15 protein-coding genes and 1 riboswitch are annotated in these 19591 nt (G+C 73.9%); of the genes, 7 read left to right on the top strand and 8 right to left on the bottom strand.

What is annotated here, in order from left to right; genetic code table 11:
* Window positions 1–37 precede the first annotated feature (37 nt).
* Both cbiE and cobM read left to right on the top strand, forming a co-directional pair.
* Window positions 38–1333 carry a precorrin-6y C5,15-methyltransferase (decarboxylating) subunit CbiE gene (gene cbiE, locus ACZ6TD_RS06780; protein WP_471351596.1) on the top strand — a complete coding sequence of 432 codons (1296 nt, stop codon included), beginning with the start codon at window positions 38–40 and terminating at the stop codon, window positions 1331–1333.
* Window positions 1330–2082 (top strand): precorrin-4 C(11)-methyltransferase, encoded by a 753-nt coding sequence (gene cobM / locus ACZ6TD_RS06775; RefSeq protein WP_471351594.1) that lies wholly within the window; start codon window positions 1330–1332, stop codon window positions 2080–2082. The genes cbiE and cobM overlap by 4 nt, the downstream gene beginning before the upstream one ends.
* 34 nt (window positions 2083–2116) lie before the next feature.
* Here the strand turns inward: cobM and ACZ6TD_RS06770 are convergent, their stop codons facing one another.
* Together ACZ6TD_RS06770 and ACZ6TD_RS06765 are read right to left on the bottom strand one after the other, a co-directional pair.
* Complete coding sequence (locus ACZ6TD_RS06770) at window positions 2117–3157, bottom strand: zinc-binding dehydrogenase (protein WP_471351593.1); 1041 nt, start codon at window positions 3155–3157, stop codon at window positions 2117–2119.
* Between the two features lie 150 nt (window positions 3158–3307).
* Complete coding sequence (locus ACZ6TD_RS06765) at window positions 3308–4456, bottom strand: cobalt-precorrin-5B (C(1))-methyltransferase (protein WP_471351592.1); 1149 nt, start codon at window positions 4454–4456, stop codon at window positions 3308–3310.
* Between the two features lie 59 nt (window positions 4457–4515).
* Here ACZ6TD_RS06765 and ACZ6TD_RS06760 point away from each other — a divergent pair, with 59 nt between their 5' ends.
* On the top strand, window positions 4516–5274 hold the full coding sequence (locus tag ACZ6TD_RS06760) for a cobalt-precorrin-6A reductase (protein ID WP_471351590.1): 759 nt from the start codon (window positions 4516–4518) through the stop codon (window positions 5272–5274).
* Window positions 5275–5308: 34 nt separating this feature from the next.
* On the opposite strand, the gene ACZ6TD_RS06755 is transcribed toward ACZ6TD_RS06760, so the two are convergent.
* The 3 genes from ACZ6TD_RS06755 to ACZ6TD_RS06745 are packed head-to-tail and all read right to left on the bottom strand — an operon-like array spanning window position 5309 to window position 9083.
* Complete coding sequence (locus tag ACZ6TD_RS06755) at window positions 5309–6892, bottom strand: precorrin-2 C(20)-methyltransferase (protein WP_471351589.1); 1584 nt, start codon at window positions 6890–6892, stop codon at window positions 5309–5311.
* Window positions 6889–7539 carry a precorrin-8X methylmutase gene (locus ACZ6TD_RS06750; protein ID WP_360067355.1) on the bottom strand — a complete coding sequence of 217 codons (651 nt, stop codon included), beginning with the start codon at window positions 7537–7539 and terminating at the stop codon, window positions 6889–6891. The genes ACZ6TD_RS06755 and ACZ6TD_RS06750 overlap by 4 nt, the downstream gene beginning before the upstream one ends.
* The gene (locus ACZ6TD_RS06745) at window positions 7536–9083 is read right to left on the bottom strand and encodes a nitrite reductase (RefSeq protein ID WP_471351588.1); all 1548 of its coding nucleotides are present in this window, start codon (window positions 9081–9083) and stop codon (window positions 7536–7538) included. The genes ACZ6TD_RS06750 and ACZ6TD_RS06745 overlap by 4 nt, the downstream gene beginning before the upstream one ends.
* 131 nt (window positions 9084–9214) lie before the next feature.
* A riboswitch (cobalamin riboswitch) is annotated at window positions 9215–9300 on the top strand.
* 53 nt (window positions 9301–9353) lie between these two features.
* Between ACZ6TD_RS06745 and cobN the strand changes: the two genes are divergently transcribed.
* Window positions 9354–12998 (top strand): cobaltochelatase subunit CobN, encoded by a 3645-nt coding sequence (gene cobN / locus ACZ6TD_RS06740; protein ID WP_471351586.1) that lies wholly within the window; start codon window positions 9354–9356, stop codon window positions 12996–12998.
* Window positions 12999–13031: 33 nt separating this feature from the next.
* Here the strand turns inward: cobN and ACZ6TD_RS06735 are convergent, their stop codons facing one another.
* On the bottom strand, window positions 13032–13286 hold the full coding sequence (locus tag ACZ6TD_RS06735) for a hypothetical protein (RefSeq protein ID WP_471351585.1): 255 nt from the start codon (window positions 13284–13286) through the stop codon (window positions 13032–13034).
* A gap of 294 nt (window positions 13287–13580) precedes the next feature.
* Here ACZ6TD_RS06735 and ACZ6TD_RS06730 point away from each other — a divergent pair, with 294 nt between their 5' ends.
* On the top strand, window positions 13581–14579 hold the full coding sequence (locus ACZ6TD_RS06730; protein ID WP_471351584.1) for a cation diffusion facilitator family transporter: 999 nt from the start codon (window positions 13581–13583) through the stop codon (window positions 14577–14579).
* Window positions 14580–14630: 51 nt separating this feature from the next.
* On the opposite strand, the gene ACZ6TD_RS06725 is transcribed toward ACZ6TD_RS06730, so the two are convergent.
* Complete coding sequence (locus ACZ6TD_RS06725) at window positions 14631–14759, bottom strand: hypothetical protein (RefSeq protein WP_471351582.1); 129 nt, start codon at window positions 14757–14759, stop codon at window positions 14631–14633.
* 242 nt (window positions 14760–15001) lie between these two features.
* On the bottom strand, window positions 15002–16447 hold the full coding sequence (locus ACZ6TD_RS06720) for a lipase maturation factor family protein (protein WP_471351581.1): 1446 nt from the start codon (window positions 16445–16447) through the stop codon (window positions 15002–15004).
* Between the two features lie 296 nt (window positions 16448–16743).
* On the opposite strand from ACZ6TD_RS06720, the gene ACZ6TD_RS06715 reads away from it, so the two are divergent.
* Together ACZ6TD_RS06715 and ACZ6TD_RS06710 are read left to right on the top strand one after the other, a co-directional pair.
* On the top strand, window positions 16744–17784 hold the full coding sequence (locus ACZ6TD_RS06715) for a 3-oxoacyl-ACP synthase III family protein (protein WP_471351579.1): 1041 nt from the start codon (window positions 16744–16746) through the stop codon (window positions 17782–17784).
* A 38-nt stretch (window positions 17785–17822) separates the two neighbouring features.
* A complete protein-coding gene (locus ACZ6TD_RS06710; protein WP_471351577.1) occupies window positions 17823–19541 on the top strand; it encodes a 3-hydroxyacyl-CoA dehydrogenase family protein in 1719 nt (572 codons plus the stop codon).
* Window positions 19542–19591 lie beyond the last annotated feature (50 nt).

Genomic DNA, 19591 nt, shown 5'->3' with positions numbered 1-19591 from the left:
TTTCGTGGACCGTCCCCGACCCGCGAAGGTGACCACCGTGAGCCCGCCGCCTCCCCCCGTGACCGTCATCGGCATCGGCGCCGACGGCTGGGAGGGGCTCGGCCCCGCCGCCCGCGAGGCGCTGCGCACGGCCGAGGTGGTCGTCGGCGGACGGCGCCATCTGGGCCTGCTGCCGCCGGAGTGCCCCGGCGAACGGGTGCCCTGGCCGTCCCCGCTGCGCCCCGCCGTCCCCGGGCTGTTCGCCGCCCACACCGGGCGGCGGATCTCCGTGCTGGCCAGCGGCGACCCCATGTTCTTCGGCATCGGCCGCACCCTGGCCGAGCTGCTGGGCGCCGAGCGGCTGCGGGTGCTGCCCCATCCGTCGTCCGTCTCCCTGGCCTGTGCGCGGCTCGGCTGGGCGCTGGAGGAGACCGAGGTGGTCAGCCTCGTCGGCCGCCCCCTGGCCACGCTGAACCGTGAGCTGTACGCCGGCCGGCGGCTGCTCGTGCTCAGCGCGGGTGCCCACACCCCCGCCGAGGTGGCCGGGTTGCTCGGGGAGCGCGGTTTCGGCCCGAGCCGGATGCGGGTGCTGGAGCAACTGGGGAGCGCGGGGGAGCGGTGTGTGGCGGGCACGGCCGAGGAGTGGCCCCATCCGCCCGGCGACCCCCTCAACGTCATCGCCGTCGACTGCGCCCCGGCGGACGGCGTCCGGCCGCTGTCGCTCGTTCCGGGGCTGCCCGACGGGGCGTACGACCACGACGGCCAGCTGACCAAGCGCCATGTGCGGGCCGCCACCCTCGCCGCGCTCGCTCCGGCCCCCGGCGAGCTGCTGTGGGACGTCGGCGGTGGCTCGGGTTCGATCGCCGTGGAGTGGATGCGCGCCCACCGCACCTGCCGGGCGGTCTCGGTCGAACGCGATCCGGTGCGCGCCGAGCGCATCGGCCGCAACGCCGCCGCGCTCGGTGTGCCCGGGCTGACCGTCGTCACCGGCGCCGCCCCGGACGCGCTGGCCGGACTGCCCACCCCCGACGCGGTGTTCATCGGCGGCGGCCTGACCGCGCCCGGGGTGCTGGAGGCGTGCTGGGCGGCCCTGCCGCCGGGTGGCAGGATCGTGGCCAACACCGTGACCCTGGAGTCCGAGGCGCTGCTCGCCGACTGGTACCGCCGCCGCGGCGGCGACCTCCTCCGCCTCGCCGTCTCCCACGCCACCCCGGTCGGGGGGTTCACCGGCTGGCGGCAGGCGATGCCGGTCACCCAGTGGTCCGCCACCAAACCGCTCGCTTCCCGAGGCCCTGGCGGGGACGCCGCCGATCCCGGGGGATCCGTCGAAGCCGCTCAAGGAGAAACACGATGACGGTGTACTTCATCGGCGCGGGCCCCGGCGCCGCCGATCTGATCACGGTGCGCGGCGCCCGGACCCTGGCCCGCTGCCAGGTGTGCCTGTACGCGGGCAGCCTGGTGCCCCGGGAACTCCTCGCCGAATGCCCGCCGGACGCGCGCCTGGTCGACACCGCCCGGCTCGACCTGGACCAGATCACCGCCGAGCTGGTCGCCGCCCACGAGGCGGGCCACGACGTGGCCCGCCTCCACTCCGGCGATCCGTCGGTCTTCAGCGCCGTCGCCGAGCAGATGCGCCGCCTCGACGCGGTCGGCGTCCCGTACGACGTGGTCCCGGGCGTCCCCGCCTTCGCCGCCGCGGCCGCCGCGCTGAAGCGCGAACTGACGATCCCGACCGTCGGCCAGACCGTCATCCTCACCCGCATCGCCCAGCAGGCCACCCCCATGCCGGACGGCGAGGACCTGGCCACCCTGGGCCGCAGCGGAGCCCTGCTCGTCCTGCACCTGGCCGCCCGCTACGTGGACCGTGTCGTCGCCGAACTCCTCCCGCACTACGGCGCCGACTGCCCGGCCGCCGTGGTCGCCATGGCCGGCCGCCCCGACGAACTGGTCCTGCGCGGCACCCTGGACGACATCGCGCCCCAGGTGAAGGCGGCAGGCGTGGTGCGAACGGCGGTCATCATCGTCGGCCGCACCCTCGCCGCCCAGCAGTTCCCCGACAGCCACCTCTACTCCCCGACCCGCGAACGCCCCCACGTCCCGTGAGCGGAAAGTCGCCCGTGCGGGCCTTCAAGAGCCGTCACGGGGCGGGAGCGAGAGCGGGTCCCGGAACCGGTCCGGGCTCCGGCACCAGTACCACCTTCCCCATCGTCCTCCGTCCCTCGAGCGCCGCGTGCGCCGCACCGGCCTCCGCCAGCGCGAACCGCTGCACCGGCGGCACGACCCGGCCCGCGGCGGCCTCCGCCAGGGCCCGCGACTCCAGCGTCCGCACCGGATCGTCACCGAGGCCCAGCCGATCCAGCCATCCCGGCCCCAGCACCATCCGCGACGTGATGCCCCGCTCGACCAGCTCGGCCTCTTCGAAGGTCAGTGGTTCGTCCCCCGACCACCCGTACACCAGGTGCCGCCCACCCCTGCCGAGCAGCCCGGTCGCCGCCAGACCCGCCGCTCCGCCGACCGCGTCGAACACCACCGTGGCCGCGCGCCCACCCAGGGCCGTACGCACCCGCTCCACCCACTCACCGGTCTCGGCCGTGTAGTCGGCGGCGACGTCCGCGCCCAGCTCCCGCACCCGTGAGACCTTCGCCGCACCGCCCGCGAGCCCGACGACGAACGCGCCGAGGTTCTTCGCGTACTGGACGATCAGCGATCCGATGCCGCCCGCCGCCGCGGTGACCACCACCACGTCCTCGGCCCTTACTTGGGCGAGGTGCAGGATCGCCATCGTGGTCCGGCCGGTGCCGATCATCGCGACGGCCTGCGTCTCGTCGAGACCGTCCGGCACCTCGTGGAGCTTCTCCTGGCCGACGACGGCGAGTTCCGCGTACCCACCCGGCACCATCCCCAGGTGCGCCACCACCCGCTTTCCGCGCCACGCCGGGTCGACGCCCTCGCCGAGCGCGTCGACCGTGCCCGCCACCTCGCGGCCGGGGATCGTCGGCAGCTCGGGCTCCGGGTGGACCGGGGAGGACGCGCCCGCGCGCAGGGCCGTGTCGAGCAGATGGACTCCGGCCGCGGCGACGGCGACGCGCACCTGGCCGGGCCCCGGCAAGGGATCGTCGGTTCTCTCGTAGCGAAGGTTCTCGGCGGGGCCGAAGGCGTGCAGTCGGATGGCATACATGACGTTCTCCATGAAGGCCGGGCGGTCCGCGCGAGGAGCGAGCCGCGTGGTGCCCTCACCCTCCAACCTCAACCGAGGTTGAGGTCAAGCGAGTACCCTCCCGGTGCGTTCGCGCGCGGGCGACAACGACCGGCAGGCGCATCACGGACGTCAGGTCCGCAGTGGGCCGCGCGGCTCGGCGCGGCCCACGATCGTGCCGGCGCGGTCGACGCAGATCACGTCCACCGCCACCGGCGCCCCGCGCAGTACCCCCAGCGCCGTGTCGCGGGTCGCCGCCGCGACCAGGTCGCCGAGGGGGACGCCACGGGCGGAGCACAACTGCAGCGTCTCCAGCCCGGTGTTGGCCGTGGCCACCGCCTCCGCCAGTTCCTCGTCGGCCCCTCCCCGGCGGGCCAGTTCCGCGAGGAAGCCCTTGTCCACCTGGGACCGCGAGGAGTGCAGGTCCAGATGGCCCGCGGCCAGTTTGGAGAGCTTGGCGAAGCCGCCGGCGACCGTCAGCCGGTCCACCGGGTGGCGGCGCAGATACTTCAGGACCGCCCCCGCGAAGTCGCCCATGTCCAGCAGCGCGTCCTGCGGCAGCCCGTGCACGGCCACCGCCACCTTCTCGGACGTCGAGCCCGTACAGCCCGCGACATGCGTGCGCCCCGCCGCGCGGGCGACATCCACCCCGCGCCGGATGCTGTCGATCCAGGCCGAGCAGGAGTAGGGCACCACGATGCCCGTCGTGCCGAGGATGGACAGCCCGCCGAGGATGCCCAGACGCGGATTCCAGGTGGAGCGGGCGATCTCCTCGCCGTGGTCCACCGAGACCTCGATCTCGACGTCACCGGTTCCGCCGTACCGGGCCGCGACCGAGGCGATGTGGTCGCGCATCATCCGGCGCGGCACGGGGTTGATGGCCGGTTCGCCCACCGCGAGCGGCAGTCCGGGCCGGGTGACCGTGCCGACGCCCGGACCGGCCCGGAAGACCACTCCGCTGCCGGGCGGCAGAACCCGTACCGTGGCCCTGACCAGCGCGCCATGCGTCACATCCGGATCGTCCCCCGCGTCCTTGACGACCGCTGCCATGGCCCGGCCCGCCGTCAGCTCCTCGGCCGCGAGCGCGAACGCGGGCCGCTGCCCCTTGGGCAGTTCGATGGTCACCGGATCGGGGAACTCCGCGCCCAGCAGCGCGGTGTACGCGGCCGTGGTCGCGGCGGTGGCACACGCCCCGGTGGTCCAGCCGTGCCGCAGCCCCGACCGCTCCAGCTGCGCGTCCCGCCCCCCGGTCGCCTTGGCCGTCGTCTCCGCCTCAGCCATGGGCGGGCCGCCGCGCATACGATGACGGGCGCACGGACGACGAAAGGCACCCGATCCCGATGAACAGCGCACCGGCGCGCCATGTGCTCATCCTCGGCGGCACCACCGAGGCGCGCCGCCTCGCCGAGGAGCTCGCCGACGACCCCGCGCTGCGCGTCACCAGCTCCCTCGCGGGCCGGGTCGCCGCGCCGCGGCTGCCCGTGGGGCAGGTGCGGATCGGCGGGTTCGGCGGCGCCGAGGGCATGGCCCGCTGGCTCCGCGAGCACCAGGTGGACGCGCTCATCGACGCCACCCATCCTTTCGCCGACACGATCAGTTCCCATGCGGCCCGGGCGGCCGCAGACGTCCATGTTCCCCTGCTCGCCCTGCGCCGCCCCGGCTGGGTCCCCGGTCCGGGCGACCGCTGGCACTCGGCCGGCTCGCTGGCCGAGGCCGCGCGGCTGCTGCCGGACCTGGGGGAGCGGATCTTCCTCACCACGGGACGGATGGGCCTGGCCGCCTTCGCCCATCTCACCGGGCAGTGGTTCCTGGTCCGCTCGGTCGACGCGCCCGAGCCGCCGGTACCGCCCCGGATGGAGGTGATCCTCGACCGCGGCCCGTTCACCCTCGAGGGCGAGGCGGAGCTGCTGCGCCGCCATCGCGTCGAGGTCCTGGTCACCAAGGACAGCGGCGCCCACGCCACCGCCCCCAAGCTCGCCGCGGCCCGCGCCGCCGCCCTCCCGGTCGTCGTCATCCGCCGCCCACCCGCCCCCCAGGGCATCCAGGTGGCGGAAACCCCGGCCGAAGCCGCCGCCTGGCTGCGGACGACCGTGGCCTGAGCCCGGGCGCCGCACGCCAGGAGCCTTCCGGGCGCTACGCCTCCGGGTAGCGGCGCGGGGTCCAGACGATGTCGGTGCCGTCGCCCCGGCGGACCGTGCGGGTCTGGGAGGAGCCGACGAGGAGGACCGTGCGCATGTCGACCTGGGCCGGGTCGAGGTCGGCCAGGCGGACGATTCGTACCCGTTCCCCGGGGCCGCCGATGTCGCGGCCCAGCACCACGGGCGTGTCGGGGGCGCGGTGCTCCAGCAGGAGTTCGCGGGCCTTGCCCACCTGCCAGACGCGGCTGCGGGAGCCGGGGTTGTAGAGGGCGAGCACCAGGTCGGCAGCCGCGGCGGCGCGCAGTCGCCCGGCGATGACCTCCCAGGGCTTGAGCCGGTCGGAGAGGGAGATCACCGCGTAGTCGTGGCCGAGCGGGGCGCCGGCCCGGGCGGCGGCCGCGTGGGCCGCCGTCATACCGGGGACGATCCGCACCGGGACCTCGCGGTAGGGGTCCTCGCAGGCGGCCTCCAGGACGGCGGTGGCCATGGCGAACACGCCCGGGTCGCCCGAGGAGACCACGGCGACACGCCGGCCCCGCCGGGCCAGGTCGAGCGCGAACTCGGCGCGTACGGCCTCGACCTTGTTGTCGGAGGCGTGGCGCCGCTGGCCCGGCCGTACCGGCACCCGGTCCAGGTAGGTGGTGTAGCCGACGAGGTCCTCGGCGGCGGCCAGCTCGCCGCGCGCCTCGGGGGTGAGCCACAGCGGACCGGCCGGGCCGAGGCCGACGACCACGACCTCGCCGGGGCGGCCGGACGCACCGCCCGGCGCGTCCACGCGGTCGCCGTGCGGCGCGTCCACACTGACACCGTGCGGCGCGTCACCGCCGTCACCGCGGTCGCCGTGCGGCGCGTCCACGCGGCTGGGCAGCACCGCCATCGAGAAGTACGGCACCGACTCCGGGTCGACCTCCGCCAGCGGGGCGGTCCGCTCCGCGTCCATCGTGGCGCGCTCCACATAGCGCGCGTCCGCGAGCCGTCCCGACCGCTCCAGCGCCCGGCGCACCGTCGGGAAGGTCCGGCCGAGCTTCATCACGGCCGCCGCGTCCGCCGTGGCCAGCCGGGCCGTCAACTCCTCCTCCGGCAGGGTGCCGGGGAGGACCGTCAGTACCTCCTCGCCCTCCACCAGCGGTGTGCCGAGCCGGGCGGCCGCGGCGCTGACCGAGGTGACACCGGGGATGACCTCGGTGGGGTAGCGGTGGGCGAGCCGCTTGTGCATGTGCATGTACGAGCCGTAGAAGAGCGGATCGCCCTCCGCGAGCACCGCGACCGTGCGCCCCGCGTCCAGATGCGCGGCGAGCCGTGCGGCCGCGTCCGCGTAGAACTCCTCCATCGCGCCGCGATAGCCGCCCGGATGGTCGGTGGTCTCCGTGGTGACCGGGTAGACCAGCCGCTCCTCGATGTGGTCGGGCCGCAGGTGGCGCGCGGCGATGGAGCGCGCGATGCTGCGCCCGTGCCGGGCGCTGTGGTACGCGATGACATCGGCCGCGGCGATGACCTCCACGGCGCGTACGGTCATCAGGGAGGGGTCGCCGGGACCGAGCCCCACACCGTAGAGCCGGCCCGTCTGCTGCTCGCTCACTCTTCCTCGCTCGCTATCGCGTTGATCGCGGCCGCGGCGATGGCGCTGCCGCCGCGCCGGCCGTGCACCACCAGGTGGTCGAGCGCCGCCGGATGCCCGGCCAGCGCCTCCTTGGACTCGGCCGCGCCGATGAAGCCCACCGGCACGCCGATCACGGCGGCCGGGCGCGGCGCGCCCGCCCCTCCCTCTTCGATCATCTCCAGCAGCCGGAACAGCGCCGTGGGCGCGTTGCCGACCGCCACCACCGCCCCCTCGAGCCGGTCCCGCCACAGCTCCAGCGCGGCGGCGCTGCGCGTGGTGCCCATGCGCCGCGCCAGCTCCGGTACGGCCGGGTCCGAGAGGGTGCAGATCACCTCGTTGTCGGCGGGCAGCCGCTTGCGGGTGACCCCGCTGGCCACCATGCGCGCGTCGCAGAGCACGGGCGCGCCGGACCGCAGCGCGGCGCGGGCCCGGGAGACCACCTCGGGGGTGTACGCGAGGTCCTTGACCAGGTCGACCATGCCGCAGGCGTGGATCATCCGCACCGCCACCTGGCTGATGTCGGCGGGGAGCCCGCCGAGGTCGGCCTCGGCGCGGATGGTGGCAAAGGACGCGCGGTAGATGGCCGCCCCGTCCTTCTCGTAGTCGAACACGGTGTCCTCGATCATGTCGTTCCGCGGGCCGCCGCAACGGCGCCGGCCAACTGCTCTGCTGTCACTTCCACGCCGTCCTCCGCCTCTGGCGTGTCTCCCCTCGCGCCGCCCCGCACGGTGACCCGATAGCGCGTGTCGCCGGTCGCCAGCGCGTCCACCCAGCGGCCTCCGGGGTGACCGCAGCGCCGTTCACAGCCGGAGACGTACACCGGCAGCGGATCGGGCGCGCCCTGGCGGCCGCCGCCGGGCGCCGTGCCGCTCATCGGCCGCGGCTCCGAACCGCCCGCGACCCCTCGTCCGGTGTCCGTTACCACTTCCGCCGTGTCCGCGACCGTGCGCGTCGTGTCCGCGTCCGTGCGCGTCGTGCCCGCGACCATGCGCGTCGCGTGGGCCCGCACATCCGCCAGGGACTTGGCGCAGCCGGGCCGTCCCGTGCATGCGCCGACCCCGAGCCACGGCGAATCCGGCGTGGTCACCAGCCCCGCGTCGGACAGTTCCGACAGGGCGCCGCGCGCGTCGTCCGGGGTGAACCCGGGGAGCACCACGCCGCGCCAGGGTGTCATACGCAGCTCATCCGCCCCGCTCCGGGAGGCGAGCCCGCCGAGCAACCGCCACTGCGCGGCGCTCACCCGGCCCAGGGGAAGGGCGACGGACAGCGCGTGGCGCCCGTCCGGGCCGGGGACCAGCCCGGGGGCGGGGGGTGCGGCAGAGGCCGTTGGTCGGTGCTTCGTCCGTACGGCCTCGACGCCCGCGTCGGCGAGTCGCGCGGCCAAGCCGTCGGCTGTCACGGCGTGTTGTGCGGGCAGTTCGCGTACCCGCCACGCCCGGGTGCCGCTCTCGCGCGCCCTCGCCAGGAACTCCACTGCGGCCAGCGCGGCCGCCCGCGCCGCGTCCTCGCTCCGCACCCAGAGGTCGCCCCCTACGGCCGCCCCGCCCGCGGTGGCGCTCACCACGCCCGCACCCGCCCGCGGCTCCCCGGCCCGCAGCACCGCTCCACCGTCAGGCGTTGCGATCAATGTCACATCCGCACCCGACGCGGCCACATCGCCACGCCCATCGTCCAGGGCGAACAGAAACCTGCCCGACAAGCCCGACAATTCCCCGCGCCCCACCGATGTGTCGGCGCGCGTGTCGTCGCACAGCATGGCGTCCAACTCCCGCACCCACGCCACCACATCGGCGTGCCCGCCACGGTCCAGGCCGGACAGCGGCGACGCCACGATGTTGCGCACCCGGTCATGGTCGTCCGAGGGAAGCAGTCCGGCCGCCCGCAGCCGGGCCGCCAGCTCCGCGCCGCACCCCGCCGCCAGGCCGCGCACCTGCGCATTGCCCCGTGAGGTGATGTCCAGCCGCCCGTCGCCCAGCTCCTCGGCCACCCGCCCCAGCGCCTGCGCCTGACGGGCCGTCAACAGCCCGCCCGGCACCCGGATCCGGGCCAGCGAACCGTCGTCCGCCGGGTGCAGCCGCAGCGCGCCCGGACAGGCGTCATCGCGCCCGCGCACGGGGGTTTCATCCCCGGATGGGGTGGTTGTCGGGGGGAGGGGCATGGCGGCGAGCATACCGACGATCCGCTCCGGCCCACCGCCCCGGCCAGACCGGAACTCACCGCCCCGTGGCAGGTCAGCAACGCTTACTATGCTCAGCGGCGGGTCGGTCCCGGCCCGCGACACGCACAAGACGGCACTCACGGTAGGAAGCCGGTGGAAATCCGGCGCGGTCCCGCCACTGTGAGCGCGGCGGCTGCCGAACGGCAGCGGACGCGCGAGCCAGGAACTGCCGCCGTCTTCAACCCGCCCGGGGCGCGGACCCCGAGGAAGGCATGCCGTCGCATGATTCTGCTGCTGTCGACGTCCGACACCGACCTGCTCAGCGCCCGTGCCGCCACGGGCCCGGTGCCGTACCGCCTCGCCAACCCGGCCCGCCTCGCCCTCGAGGACCTCCCCGGCCTGCTCGACGGCGTCGAACTCGTCGTCGTACGGCTCCTCGGTGGCATCCGCGCCTGGCAGGAGGGGCTCGACACGCTGCTCGCGGGCGACCTGCCCGTCGTGGTGCTCAGCGGTGAACAGGCCCCGGACGCCCAGCTCATGGAGGCGTCCACGGTCCCGGTCGGCATCGCCGCCGAGGCCCACGCCTACCTCGCCCACGGCGGGCCCGCCAACCTGGGCCAACTGGCCCGGTTCCTCTCCGACACCGTGCTGCTCACCGGCCATGGCTTCGAACCGCCCGCGCCCGCGCCCACCTGGGGGCCGCTGGAGCGCACCGCCCGCGCGGCCGACACCGGCGACGCCACCGGCCCGACCGTCGCGGTGCTCTACTACCGCGCCCACCACATGAGCGGCAACACCGCCTTCGTGGAGGCCCTGTGCCGGGCCGTGGAGGACGCCGGGGGCCGCCCGCTGCCCCTGTTCGTCGCCTCGCTGCGCGCCCCCGAACCCGAGCTGATCGAGGCCCTCGGCGCGGCCGACGCCATCGTCACCACCGTCCTCGCGGCCGGTGGCACCCGCCCCGCCGAGGCGTCCGCGGGCGGCGACGACGAGGCGTGGGACGCGGGCGCGCTCGCCGCGCTCGACGTGCCCGTGCTCCAGGCGCTGTGCCTGACCTCGCCGCGCGCCGCGTGGGAGGCGAACGACGAGGGGCTCTCGCCGCTGGACGCCGCGACCCAGGTGGCCGTCCCCGAGTTCGACGGGCGGCTCATCACCGTGCCGTTCTCGTTCAAGGAGGTGGACGAGGACGGTCTGCCGGTCTATGTCGCCGACGCCGAGCGCGCCGCGCGTGTCGCCGGAATCGCGGTACGACACGCCCGGCTCCGCCACATCCCCGCCGCCGACAAGCGCCTCGCGCTCGTCCTCTCCGCCTACCCCACCAAGCACTCCCGGATCGGCAACGCCGTCGGCCTCGACACCCCCGCGAGCGCCGTCGCCCTGCTGCGCCGGCTGCGCGCCGACGGCTACGACCTCGGCCCCGAGGACGGGCCGGACGCGCTCCCGGGCCTGGTCTCCGGCGACGGCGACGAGCTGATCTACGCCCTCATCGAGGCGGGCGGCCATGATCAGGAGTGGCTCACCGAGGAGCAGCTCGCCCGCAACCCCGTCCGCATCCCGGCCGCCGACTACCGCCGCTGGTACGCCACGCTGCCGCAGGAGCTCCGGGACGCGGTCGAGGAGCACTGGGGCCCGCCGCCCGGTGAGATGTTCGTGGACACCAGCCGTGACCCCGAGGGCGAGATCGTGCTGGCCGCGCTGCGCCGCGGCAACCTCCTGGTCGTCATCCAGCCGCCGCGCGGCTTCGGCGAGAACCCCATCGCCATCTACCACGACCCCGATCTGCCGCCCTCGCACCACTACCTGGCCGCCTACCGCTGGATGGCCACCCCGCGGGCCGACGGCGGCTTCGGCGCCGACGCCATGGTCCACCTGGGCAAGCACGGCAACCTGGAGTGGCTGCCGGGCAAGAACGCCGGGCTGTCCGCCGCCTGCGGCCCCGACGCCGCGCTCGGCGATCTGCCGCTGATCTACCCCTTCCTGGTCAATGACCCGGGCGAGGGCACCCAGGCCAAGCGCCGCGTCCACGCCACCCTGGTCGACCACCTCGTGCCGCCGATGGCCCGCGCCGACTCCTACGGTGACATCGCGCGGCTGGAGCAGCTGCTGGACGAGTACGCGGCCATCTCCGCGATGGACCCGGCCAAGCTCCCCGCCATCCGCGCCCAGATCTGGACCCTCATCCAGGCCGCCCGGCTCGACCACGACCTGGGCCTGGAGGAGCGGCCGGACGACGACGGCTTCGACGACTTCCTGCTGCACGTCGACGGCTGGCTGTGCGAGGTCAAGGACGCCCAGATCCGCGACGGCCTGCATGTCCTGGGCGCGGCCCCGACCGGGCCCGAGCGCGTCAACCTCGTGCTGGCCATCCTCCGCGCCCGCCAGATCTGGGGCGGCACGTCCGCACTCCCCGGTCTGCGCGAGGCGCTCGGCCTGGACGAGTCGGCCGCCACCCGCACCGGCGCCGACGAGGCCGAGGAGCGGGCCCGTGCGCTGGTCCAGGCGATGGAGGACGCCGCATGGGCTCCGGAGGCCGTCGAGAAGACCGTCCTCGCCCTGCCCGACGAGCAGCGCCCCGCGGTCTCCGCGGTCCTCGACTTCGCCGCCCGCGAGGTCGTACCCCGGCTGGCCGCCACGACGGACGAGATCGACCACGCCGTGCACGCGCTGAACGGCGGCTTCGTTCCTGCCGGGCCGTCCGGCTCGCCGCTGCGCGGACTGGTCAACGTCCTGCCGACCGGCCGCAACTTCTACTCCGTCGACCCCAAGGCCGTGCCCAGCAGGCTGGCCTGGGAGACCGGCCAGGCCCTCGCCGATTCGCTCCTGGAACGCTACCGCGCCGACAACGACGGTCAGTGGCCGAAGTCCGTCGGCCTCTCGCTGTGGGGGACGAGCGCGATGCGCACCTCCGGCGACGATGTGGCCGAGGCGCTGGCGCTGCTGGGCGTCCGCCCGGTGTGGGACGACGCCTCGCGCCGGGTGACGGGGCTCGAACCCGTGCCCCTCGGCCAACTGGGCCGTCCGCGTGTCGATGTCACGCTGCGCATCAGCGGGTTCTTTCGGGACGCCTTCCCGCATGTCGTCGGGCTGCTGGACGACGCCGTACGGCTCGCCGCCTCCCTCGACGAGAGCGACGAGGACAACTACGTACGGGCGCACACCCGCGCCGACCTCGCCGCACACGGTGACGAGCGCCGCGCCACCACCCGGATCTTCGGCTCCCGCCCCGGCACCTACGGCGCCGGACTGCTCCAGCTCATCGACAGCCGCGACTGGCGCACCGACGCCGACCTCGCCGAGGTCTACACGGTCTGGGGCGGCTACGCCTACGGCCGCGGTCTCGAGGGGCGGCCGGCGCGTGAGGAGATGGAGAGTGCCTACCGCCGGATCGCGGTCGCGGCCAAGAACACCGACACGCGCGAGCACGACATCGCCGACTCCGACGACTACTTCCAGTACCACGGCGGCATGGTGGCCACCGTGCGCGCCCTGAAGGGCACCGCGCCCGCCGCGTACATCGGCGACTCCACCCGCCCCGAGACGGTCCGCACCCGCACCCTGCACGAGGAGACCTCACGGGTCTTCCGGGCCCGGGTGGTCAATCCGCGCTGGATCGAGGCGATGCGCCGGCACGGCTACAAGGGCGCCTTCGAGCTCGCCGCGACGGTCGACTACCTCTTCGGTTACGACGCGACCACGGGCGTGGTCGCCGACTGGATGTACGACAAGCTCGCCCAGACCTATCTGCTCGACCCGGAGAACCGCGCCTTCCTGGAGGAGGCCAACCCCTGGGCGCTGCACGGCATGGCCGAGCGGCTGCTGGAGGCCGAGAGCCGCGGGCTGTGGGACGAGCCCGACCCGGAGGTGCTGGAGCGGGTACGGGAGCTGTACCTGGAGACGGAGGGCGGCCTGGAGGGCGGGGACGAGGAGTAGGCGCGTCCGCCGCTTCCCCGGTCCGGCGGTGGCTCAGTCGGCGGACGACCGCGCCGCCGGGCGGGTCGCCGCCCGGATCCGGTCCGGCCAGGGGGGACAGTTGACCAGTTCGGTCCACTCGCGGTCGTAAGCCCCGGGCACCGCGCGCCCCGCGGAGGCCCAGCGCTCGACCAGCGCCGCGTAGATCGGTACGGATGTGGATGTGTGAACGGTCTGATGAACCGTTCCGTCGCCTTCGGTGCTCCGGTCCAGCGCTCTGCTCGGCTGCGAGAGAGAACGGCGTCGCATCGTCGTCGTCATATTCGGACAACGCGCCGTGCCCCGCCGGGTCACCTTCCGCACGCCGGTCTCACCCGCATCGGCGTGCTGTCGCACATGTCAGCGACTGCCTGGTGGCATGCCCCGGTGACCGGGCCCTTCCCCCTTTTCGCAGTGTGAAATGAAAAGCATTGCCGCATTCATAAAGCGCATTCGCCGCCGGGGCAAGAGTTTATTGATAACCGTGTCCATTGCAGCCTTTGGTGAATTCCCCTCGGGCCTGTTTCAATTGCGCTGTCCCGAAGACGATCCGAGGAGGAGCCGGTGGGAGCTCATGCGCACGGACCCGACGAGGGGCACGGCGGGCCTGGCCACGGCGGCCACACACACGGGGTGGCGGAGAACGCCGACCGCCGGTGGCTGACCCTCGCCCTCGCGCTGATCAGCGGCTTCATGGCGGTGGAGGTCATCGTCGGGATCGTCGCCCGCTCGGTGGCGCTGCTGTCCGACGCGGCCCATATGCTCACCGACGCCGCCTCGATCGTTCTCGCGCTCATCGCGATCCGGCTCTCGGCGCGCCCCGCACGTGGCGGATACACCTACGGCCTCAAGCGGTCGGAAATCCTTTCCGCCCAGGCCAATGGGCTTTCCCTGCTGCTGCTCGGCGCTTATCTCGGCTATGAGAGTGTGGGGCGGCTGATCGACCCGCCCGAGGTGACCGGCGGTCTGGTGCTGATCACCGCGCTGGCCGGTGTGGCGGTGAATCTCGCGGCCGCGTGGTGCATGTCGAAGGCGAACCGCTCCTCGCTCAATGTCGAGGGCGCCTTCCAGCATGTGCTCAACGATCTCTACGCCTTCATCGCCACCGCCGTCGCGGGACTGGTGGTGGTGACGACGGGCTTCGCCCGGGCCGACGCGATCGCCGGTCTGCTGGTGGTGCTCCTCATGATCAAGGCGGGCGTGGAGCTGCTGCGGGCCTCCGGCCGGGTGCTGCTGGAGGCCGCCCCCACCGGCGTCGAGCCCGATGAGGTGGGCGGCCGGCTGGTCGCCCATGGGCAGGTGGCCGAGGTGCACGATCTGCATGTCTGGCAGATCACCTCGGGCGAGGTCTCGCTCTCCGCCCATGTCCTGGTGGCGGCGGGCGGCGACTGCCACGCCGTCCGGGAGGACCTGGAAGCGGTGTTGAGCGGTGAGTACGGGATCACCCACACCACGCTGCAGGTGGACCATCTGGACGAGCCCGCCGCGCGGGGACGTTCGGGCGGGGAGCACTGTCCGACCGCCCACGGCCCGGTGCACCGGGCCGCGTCGTACGGCCACTGAGCCGTACGGCCACTGAGCAGGGGCCCGGGAGCGGCCGCCGCCCCGGCCGTGTCAGGCCGCGGCCGGGGCGGCGGTCGGCCTGAAGGCGGCGGTCAGAAGCGTCTTCGCGAGCTGGGCGACCAACGCCTCCAGCGCGATCCGGGCCAGCTTGACCAGGACGGTCGTGACAATGTCGGCCATGAGTACCTCACTGGATGGAACACGAGCGGAAGCGAGGCATCCGCTTCCAGTTCCATAGCCTGACCGGGGTCGGGAAGCGGGCGGCGTACATGGGGTGAGCGTCCGGTTAACGGACGGAAAGATCTGGGTGAGAAACGCCCGCGTTGCCGCCGACCAGGACTCCGTCCTGGTAATGCCCGATCGCGCCGGGCGTCGGCGCCGGCTACGCCGTGCTGCCGCCTCAGCCTCGTCCCGGCCTGGCGTCACGCCCGCGACGAGCCGTGATCCTCCAGCCTGACCGGCGGCAGGAACTCGCTCAGCAGGGTGCGGTGCCACCAGGCCCCGGTGGCCCGCCGTTCCGCCCGGGTGGTGAAGCGGTAGAGATACAGCCGCGCCCGCAGATGGGTGGGCGGCGTTCCCGGGAAGGGATTGGCCCGCAGCAGCTTCACCGTCGCCCGGTCGTTGACCAGCAGCTTGCCGATCAGCGGGGCGAACCAGGACCCGGCGTAGCCCGGCGAGAGCCCCGCGAACCACATCATCCAGTCCAGCCGCAGATGGTACGGGGCGTACTGGCGCGGCAACCGGCGCACATCGCCCGGCTTGCCCCGGAACTCGTAGTCCTGCCAGACCGTGTCCGGGGTGAGGACCGTGTCGGCGGTGCCCTGGATCACCACCTCCTGCCGGCTGCGGTTGACGCTGCCGAACGCCCCGTAGGTGTTGACCAGGTGCAGCGGATTGAACGAGAAGTTCATCAGCTGACGGCCCGACAGCAGATTGCGGGCCGGCCAGTAGCTGAGCACCAGCACCAGGGCGGTGGCGGCCAGCACCACCACCTCGTACCAGACCGGGGGAGCGGCGAGGTCCGGCGGCCCGGGCAGCCCCAGCACCTCTGCGGCCCGGCGACCGTCGACCGCGGGGAGCGCCAGCAGGATCGTCAGCCAGTTGAGCCAGGAGAAGTTCCCCGAGGCCACCAGCCACAACTGGGTGACCACCACGATCCCCGCGGCCACGCTCGCGACCGGCTGCGGGGTGAACAGCACCACGGGCACGATCAGCTGCGCCACATGGTTGGCCGCCACCTCCACCCGGTGCAGCGGCTTCGGCAGATGGTGGAAGTACCAGCTCAGCGGCCCCGGCATCGGCTGGGTCTCATGGTGGTAGTACAGACAGGTCAGATCCCGCCAGCAGCGGTCCCCACGGATCTTGATCAGCCCGGCGCCGAACTCCACCCGGAACAGCAGCCAGCGCGCCAGCCACAGGATGAGCACGGGCGGCGCGGTGCGCTCATTGCCCAGGAAGACGGCGAGGAACCCCGACTCCAGCAGCAGGGACTCCCAGCCGAAGCCGTACCACACCTGTCCCACGTTGACGATCGACAGATACAGCAGCCACAGCACCAGCCACGCCACCATCGCGACCGCCAGCGGTGCCCGGTCCGCCGCCCCCACCAGCAGCGCGGCCGACAGCGCGGCCCCCAGCCAGGAGCAGCAGGCGAAGAACCGGTCGGAGTAGTGCAGATGGAACAGGCTGGGCGAGCGGCGGAACGGCACCCGGTCCAGGAAGCGCGGCACCGGTGTCAGCCCCCGCTCGCCGAGCAGCGCCCGCCCCTGCCGGGCCGCCACCAGAAAGGCGATCAGGTAGACGGCCGCCAGCCCCCGTTGGAAGACCAGCCGGCTCAGCCAGTAGTCGGATGAGGTGAACCACTCCATGGGGACCGCTCCCTGGGCCGGTGTGCCTTCGGCCTGCATGTATCCGGTACCACCTCCGACGGGTGCCCGTCATGCGCCGGGTCATACGGCGGACCGGGTTCATCCGGTAGGGGGCCTAGGGGGGTGATGGGTTAGGGGTTATCCGTGCCGTGCCCGGTCCGTAGCGTCGAAGCCCGGCATGGATCCGGAGGGAACCACCCAATGCTTCTTCTCGAGCACCGCCGCACCCCGCGAACAGCGACCACAGCGATGGCACCGGCGACGGCGGCGGTGGCCGCGCGGGCCGGGAGACCCGGATGAACGGGCAGCCGGTCCGGACATCCGGCGGGCGGCCCATCGGGATCCTCGGCACCGGCTCGTATCTGCCCGCCGAGACCGTGTCCAACGAGCTGGTGGCCGAGCGCGCGGGGGTGACCCCGGAGTGGATCTCGGCGAAGACCGGGATCCACCGCCGCCGTTACGCGGCCGACCACGAGGCCACCTCCGATCTGGCCGTGGAGGCCGCCCGCGCCGCCCTCGCGGACGCCGGGATCGGGGCCGATGAGCTGGGCTGGATCGTGGTGGCCACCTCGACCCCCGATCACCCCCAGCCCGCCACCGCCTGTCTGGTGCAGCACCGGATCGGCGCGACCGGCGCCGCCGCCTTCGACCTCAACGCGGTCTGCAGCGGCTTCGTCTTCGCACTGGTGACGGCGGCCGGGCTGCTGTCCACAGGGTCCGGCGCCCCCGCCCGGTACGCCCTGGTGATCGGCGCCGATGTCTACTCGCGCATCATCGACCGCACCGACCGGCGCACCGCCGTGCTCTTCGGCGACGGAGCCGGGGCGGTGGTGCTGGGGCCCGTGCGCCCCGGCTACGGCCTCAGCGGATCGCTGCTCACCAGCGACGGCGCGCTCCACGAGCTGATCCAGGTGACGGCGGGCGGCAGCCGCGCCCCGGCGTCGGAGAAGACCCTCGCCGACGGGGGCCACTTCTTCCGGATGCGGGGCCGCGCGGTCAGCGAATACGTCCTGGCCGAGCTGCCGCGCGCGATAGGGCGCCTGCTGGCCGCGCACCGCACGGACCCCGCGAGCGTGGACCACTTCATTCCCCATCAGGCCAATGGCGTGCTGCTGGCCAAGGCGCTTGGCGACCTCGGGCTGCCGCGGGCGCGCACTCATCTGACGGTGGCCGAGCACGGCAACACCAGCGCCGCCTCCATCCCGCTGGCGCTCGACGACGCCCGGCGGCAGGGCGTGTTCGGCGACGGGGAGTTGCTGCTGCTGGCCGGTTTCGGCGGCGGGATGTCGCTCGGCGCCGCGCTGGTCACGTGGCAGGACGGCCACCGCGGTCCGTGACCAACCCAAGGTCCCAGCCAGCGAAAGGACTCATCGGCATGGCACAGCGCTTCCCCACCGTCGCGGTGTTCGGGCTCGGTACCACCGGCCGCCACCTCGTGGACGCCCTGGTCCGCGGTGGCCGGCGGGTGATCGCCGTGGAGCGGGACGAACCGGCCCTTCGGCGCGGCCGGGCGGGGGTGGCCGCGCCGGAATCCGCCGTCGCGTTCACCACCGACCCGGCGGCGGCCGCCCGGGCCGATCTGGTGGTCGAGGCGGTCCCCGAACGGCTGGAGACCAAGCGCCGGCTGCTCGCCCGCGCCCACGCCGACTGCCCGCCGGAGACGGTGTTCGCCACCACGACCACCGGCCTCCCGGTGACCGAGATCGCCGTAGGCTCCGGGCGGACCGACCGCACCGTGGGGCTGCACCTCTTCCCGCTGGGCCCCGACCGCGAGCAGCCGGCGGTGGAGGTGGTGGGCACCCCGCTCACCGCGGACGCGGTCCTGGCCGACGTCCGGGAGCTGGTCCGCGACCTGGGCCGGATCCCGGTGCGGGTGGCCGACCGGCCGGGCTTCGTCGGGGGCGCGCTCACCATGGCGTACCTCAACAACGCGGTGGCCATGTACGAGCGGCGCTACGCCTCGCGCGACAGCATCGACACCGCCATGACCCTGGGCTGCGGACTGCCGATGGGGCCGCTGGCCCAACTGGACGCCATGGGTCTGGACACCGCGCGGGACTCCCTGGAGGCGCTGTACGAGCGCACCGGCGACCCGCGGTACGCGCCCGCGCCCACCCTGGCCCATATGGTGACCGCCGGTCTGCTCGGGGTGAAGGCGGGCCGCGGCTTCTACGAGTACGGGGCGGGCGGCGCGGCGCGGGGCGGGACGGCGGACGGCCTCGGCGAGCCGGTACCGGCCCGTGCGGTGCGGCGGATCGGGGTGGTGGGCTCGGGCACGATGGCCGTCGGGATCGCGGAGGTGTGTGCGCGCTCCGGCTATCCGACGGTGCTGGTGGCCCGGAGCGGGATGCGCGCGAAGGAGGCCACGGCCGCCGTGGAGCGCTCGCTGGAGCGCGGGGTGCGGCGTGGCAAGCTGGCGCCCGAGCTGCTCACCGAGGCGATGGACCGGCTGACCGCGGGCTGTGCACTCCAGGCGCTCGGCGCCTGCGATCTGGTGGTCGAGGCGGTGGCGGAGGACATCGACGTCAAGCGGGCCGTCTTCGCCGATCTGGACCGGGTGTGCGCACCGGGCGCGGTGCTCGCCACCTCCACCTCCAGCCTGCCCGTCATCGAGTGCGCGATGGCGACGCGGCGGCCCGAGGACGTCATCGGGATGCACTTCTTCAACCCCGCCCCGGTGATGCGGCTGGTCGAGGTGGTGCACACCGTGCTGACCTCCAAGGAGGCGCTCGGCACGGCACACGCGGTGGCCGCGGCACTCGGCAAGCGGGCGGTGGACTGCCCGGACCGGGCCGGTTTCATCGTCAACGCCCTGCTCTTCCCCTACCTGAACAGCGCGGTGGCGATGCTCGAGGAGGGCTGGGCCACCGCCGATGACATCGACACGGTGATGGCGGCCGGGCAGGGCTATCCGATGGGCCCGCTGCGGTTGCTGGATGTGATCGGCCTGGATGTCTCGCTCGCCATCCAGCGCACCCTGCACGGCACCTTCCGGGATCCGGCCCTGACCCCGGCCCGCCATCTTCGGCGGCTGGTCGAGGCGGGTCACCTGGGCCGCAAGGGCGGAAGGGGGCTGCACCTCCACGAGCGATGACAATGGGTGTGCGGATGCAGATGCCGTTGGAATAGTCCAACGGCGGGTGG

It is taken from the genome of Streptomyces yongxingensis, from assembly GCF_055597465.1.
This window is presented reverse-complemented; position numbering and strand designations above follow the sequence as displayed.

What these genes read in the sequence shown, in the direction of transcription:
- ACZ6TD_RS06745 (WP_471351588.1), bottom strand. Translation starts at nt 9,083, where the DNA reads ATGCTCGCCGCCATGCCCCTCCCCCCGACAACCACCCCATCCGGGGAT.
- ACZ6TD_RS06760 (WP_471351590.1), top strand. Translation starts at nt 4,516, where the DNA reads ATGAACAGCGCACCGGCGCGCCATGTGCTCATCCTCGGCGGCACCACC.
- ACZ6TD_RS06765 (WP_471351592.1), bottom strand. Translation starts at nt 4,456, where the DNA reads ATGGCTGAGGCGGAGACGACGGCCAAGGCGACCGGGGGGCGGGACGCG.
- ACZ6TD_RS06715 (WP_471351579.1), top strand. Translation starts at nt 16,744, where the DNA reads ATGAACGGGCAGCCGGTCCGGACATCCGGCGGGCGGCCCATCGGGATC.
- ACZ6TD_RS06750 (WP_360067355.1), bottom strand. Translation starts at nt 7,539, where the DNA reads ATGATCGAGGACACCGTGTTCGACTACGAGAAGGACGGGGCGGCCATC.
- ACZ6TD_RS06725 (WP_471351582.1), bottom strand. Translation starts at nt 14,759, where the DNA reads ATGGCCGACATTGTCACGACCGTCCTGGTCAAGCTGGCCCGGATCGCG.
- ACZ6TD_RS06735 (WP_471351585.1), bottom strand. Translation starts at nt 13,286, where the DNA reads ATGCGACGCCGTTCTCTCTCGCAGCCGAGCAGAGCGCTGGACCGGAGC.
- ACZ6TD_RS06720 (WP_471351581.1), bottom strand. Translation starts at nt 16,447, where the DNA reads ATGGAGTGGTTCACCTCATCCGACTACTGGCTGAGCCGGCTGGTCTTC.
- cobM (WP_471351594.1), top strand. Translation starts at nt 1,330, where the DNA reads ATGACGGTGTACTTCATCGGCGCGGGCCCCGGCGCCGCCGATCTGATC.
- ACZ6TD_RS06770 (WP_471351593.1), bottom strand. Translation starts at nt 3,157, where the DNA reads ATGTATGCCATCCGACTGCACGCCTTCGGCCCCGCCGAGAACCTTCGC.
- cobN (WP_471351586.1), top strand. Translation starts at nt 9,354, where the DNA reads ATGATTCTGCTGCTGTCGACGTCCGACACCGACCTGCTCAGCGCCCGT.
- ACZ6TD_RS06710 (WP_471351577.1), top strand. Translation starts at nt 17,823, where the DNA reads ATGGCACAGCGCTTCCCCACCGTCGCGGTGTTCGGGCTCGGTACCACC.